Origin of the sequence: Streptococcus sp. GMD3S (genome assembly GCF_000298695.2) — a bacterium.
Classification (GTDB): Bacteria; Bacillota; Bacilli; order Lactobacillales; family Streptococcaceae; genus Streptococcus.
In genome coordinates, this window is record NZ_AJRC02000034.1 from 1 (window position 1) to 4,286 (window position 4,286).

At 44.8% G+C, this 4,286-nt stretch carries 2 protein-coding genes; both read right to left on the minus strand.

What is annotated here, in order from left to right; translation table 11 throughout:
• Positions 1-2,409 (minus strand): DNA polymerase I (polA, locus tag GMD3S_RS0209315; RefSeq protein WP_025173002.1); only part of this gene is annotated, 2,409 nt, incomplete at its 3' end.
• A 129-nt stretch (positions 2,410-2,538) separates the two neighbouring features.
• The coding region (locus GMD3S_RS0209320; RefSeq protein ID WP_025173003.1) for an SIALI-17 repeat-containing surface protein at positions 2,539-4,286 on the minus strand (1,748 nt) is incomplete at its 5' end.

A 4,286-nucleotide genomic window follows, 5' to 3' on the forward strand; every position in this document is an offset into this window, starting at 1 on the left:
ATCTGCTGCTGAGCCCTGGATAGGAGAGTTGATGGCTGTCCGCTCTGCAAAACCACGAATGTTGAAGTTGCGTGAATTAATATCTGGCAACTCACGACGACGCTTGAAGAGAGTCTCTACATAACCCTTATCACGCGCCTCACGCACCACTTCATCCATGTAGTTTTTAATACCTGGGAAGCGTTCAAAGTAAGTGTCGATGTAGACTTTAGCCTCTTTACGGCTGATGCCCAGATTATTAGACAAACCAAAGTCGGAAATCCCGTAAACCACTCCAAAGTTTACCGCCTTGGCATTACGACGGTCGTTTGGAGTCACATCCTCAGGACGTTCAATTCCAAAGACCCGCATGGCCGTCGAGGTATGGATATCTGCCCCCTCTTGAAAGGCCTTAATCAAGTGCTCATCCTTAGAGATATGCGCCAAAACGCGCAATTCAATCTGTGAATAGTCCGAGCTGAGCAGCACACTATCCTCCCACTCAGGCACAAAAGCCTTACGAATGAGACGGCCTTGTTCCAAACGCACAGGAATATTTTGCAAGTTTGGATCTACACTAGACAGACGCCCAGTCTGAGTCAAATCCTGCACGTAGCGCGTGTGGATCTTGCCATCAGCCAAAATCCAGTCCTGCAAACCAATCACATAAGTGGATTGAATCTTAGCAATCTGACGGTAATCGAGGATTTTTTTAACAATCGGAGCAATAGGAGCTAGTCGCTCTAGCACATCCACGGCTGTCGAGTAACCTGTTTTGGTTTTCTTGGTGTATTCTAGAGGAAGACCCAGTTTTTCAAAGAGAAGCACGCCCAACTGCTTAGGGGAGTTGATATTAAACTCCTCACCAGCTAGCTCATAAATCTCTTGAGTGAGTTGCTCAATGACGACCTCATTTTCAGCCTGCATCTCAAGTAGGGTTTCTTTTTTGACCTTGATTCCAGCAATTTCCATCTTAGCAAGGACGAAAGCCAGAGGTTGCTCCATGTCATAGAGAAGGTCTAACTGTCCATGTTCACTGAGTTTTTCAAGTAAAACCGGCTCCGTCTCAACCAATACCGCAACCTTGCGAGCCAAATGCTCCAAGAATTTCTCTCTCTCAGGGATAGCTTTCTTGACCCCCTTACCGTAGAAAGTCTCATCATCAGCCAGATAAGTCTGGCCATAGAGACTCGCAATGGTTGAGATTTCATTGTTCTCAACTGTTGAGAGTAAGTATTTTGCCAAACGGCTGTCAAAAGCAGGGGCCTGCAGATTCAAACCCAAGCGATTTAAGAGAACCTTAGCTTTTTTAAAGTCATACACTTTCAGAGGTGTTTTTTCTAGAAAATCCTTGAGAATCGGCTCCTGCAAGAGCTCAAGTTTATCTGTAGTGTAAAGTTTATCCCCACAGGACCAGGCAAAACCAACCAAATCATCTGTATGGTAATTTTCACCAAAGAGTTCAAAGTGGAAGATAGAGTCGGCACTCAGCATGTCTTGACTGACGTGGTCAACGATGGCGAAATCCAAACTTTCAGGCACATCTGTCGATGAAATATTTAAAGCTTGTTTGAGCTGTTTGAAGCCCATCTCATCGTAGAATTTCCCAAGATTTTCCACATCTGGGCCATTATAGACCAAATCGTCTAGTCCAATCTCAATTGGTGCCTGAGTCTCAATGGTCGCTAGTGTTTTCGATAAAAAGGCCTGTTCCTTGTCATTGATGAGATTTTCCTTCATCTTAGAAGCCTTCATCCCATCAATATTTTCATAAATACCCTCAAGCGAACCATGCTCCAGCAAGAGCTTGATACCCGTCTTTTCACCGATTTTCGTGACGCCAGGGATATTATCAGACTTATCCCCCATAAGAGCCTTAAGATCAATGAACTGAGCTGGTGTGAGGCCCATCTTTTCCATGAGATAGTCTGGCGTAAAAGCCTCAAACTCAGCCACACCTTTCTTGGAAATCTCAACCACCGTATGCTCATCCGTCAACTGGATCAAATCCTTGTCTCCACTGACGATAGTCACATCAAAAGAATCCTGCTCAGCCAAGCGACCTAGGGTCCCGATGATATCATCGGCTTCATACTGGGCCAACTCATAATGGCGAATCCCAAGGTGGTCTAACAACTCACGAATGAAGGGAAATTGCTCACGAAACTCATCTGGAGTTTTAGCACGGCCACCCTTGTAGTCTGCATACATCTCTGTTCGGAAAGTCGTCTTGCCTGCATCAAAGGCTACCAAAACATGACTGGGCTCAACCCGCTCCAAGACATGATTCAACATGAGTTGAAAGCCATAGATTGCATTGGTATGAAGGCCATTAGCATTTTTAAAACGATCCAACTGCTGATAGAGCGCAAAAAAAGCTCGAAAAGCAACAGAAGATCCATCAATTAATAATAATTTTTTCTTGTTCATACACCCATTATAAAGGAAAGCAAGGAAAAATACCATCGGAAAGAGCTGAAAAACGTGGACTTGTCCCTATTTCACCATAAAAAAGAAAAGGACTATTCAAATCCTTTTCTTTTATTGATTTCATGCGATTTATTTGTTCAATTTTCTCTTTGCAAATGGTAGCAAACCAAGAAGGAGACCAATAAATCCTAGCGATGCAACTGCTGAAGCATCTTGGCTTCCTGTATTTGGAAGGAGTTGCTCATCTGTTGCTGCAGGCGCTTTGTAGGTACGATCTTGTTCAGTTCCAAAAGTAGGGCTTGTAGCCAAAGGAGCTACACTGCCAGTGTATTCTGGAACTTCGTTTACTGCTGGTTCAATCTTTTCAGCGTAGGCTGGAATATTGGCTACTGCTGGAGCACCACTTTCTGCATAAACTGGGACATTCGCTACTGCTGGAGCACCGCTTTCTGCATAAACTGGAACAGTCGCTACTGCCGGAGCACCACTTTCTGCATAAACTGGAACATTTGCTAGGGCTGGGGCACCGCTTTCTGCATAGGCTGGAACATTCGCTACGGCTGGTGCGCCACTTTCTGCATAAGGCAGAGCATTGTTTACTATTGGGGCACCGCTTTCTCCGTAAGCTGGAACGTTCGCTACGACTGGTGCGCCACTTTCTGCATAGGCTGGGAGTTCATTTACAGCAGCTTCTACCGCATTTGCACCTTTGTTGTATTCTGGCAACTCTGCAGTTGCAGCTTCCACTGCGTTCACCCCACCTTTAAAGTCTTCAATTTCAAGAACAGCCGACATGACACTACTTAGAGACTTAATAGCATCCTCATAGTCTACTAAAGCTTGTTGCAAGTCTTTTACTTGACTATTCTTGTCACCAGAAACTTGTAAACTTGATAATTGCGCTTTAATCTTAGCAACTTGCTCTTCTAATTTACTTAGCTCAAGTTTTTTCGCATTACTATTTTCTTCTGCCGCTTCCTTATCTGCCGCAGCGAGTTTTGCTTGGTCCTGGTCAGAAAGTTGAGATTGAGTTTTTGCTTCGGCCGGTGTCACCTGATCACTATCTTCTGCCAAAAAATCTGCCAACAAGTCTGAGGCATCAATGTCGCCTTCTTCAATGGCTTTCAAGATAGCATCCTTGCCAATCACTTCTTTAGCTGCCTTAATCGCAGCTTCCTTATCAGTGATAGTGGCATCCTTGTTGATATCATCGATGGTTGATTTTTCAATTTTTTCTAAGGTAGCGATTAAATCTGAGCGAACTTTGGCTGCCTCTTCCGCCGCTTCCTTGTCCGCTGCAGCCAGTTTAGCTTGGTCCTGACTTGAGAAATCTTCTTGGCTCATCTCTTCGACCGGTGTCACCTGATCACTGTCTTCTGCTAAGAAATCGTCTAACAAGTCGGACGCTTCGATGTCACCTTCTTCAATGGCTTTCAGGATAGCATCTTTGCCAATCACTTCTTTAGCTGCCTTAATCGCCGCTTCCTTATCAGTGATAGTGGCGTCTTTGTTGATGTCTTCGATGGTTGATTTTTCGATTCCTTCAAGAGTTGAAAGCAATTCTGAGCGAACTTTGGCTGCCTCTTCTGCTGCTTCCTTGTCGGCTGCAGCCAGTTTAGCTTGGTCTTGACTTGAGAAATCTTCTTGGCTCTTCACTTCGGCCGGTGTCACCTGATCGCTGTCTTCTGCCAAGAAATCATCTAACAAATCTGACGCATCAATGTCACCTTCTTCGATAGCTTTCAAGATGCCGTCCTTGCCAATCACTTCTTTAGCTGCCTTAATCGCCGCTTCCTTATCAGTGATAGAAGCATCCTTGTTGATGTCGTCGATGGTTGATTGTTCGATACCCTCAAGGGTTGTCACCAATTCGCTGT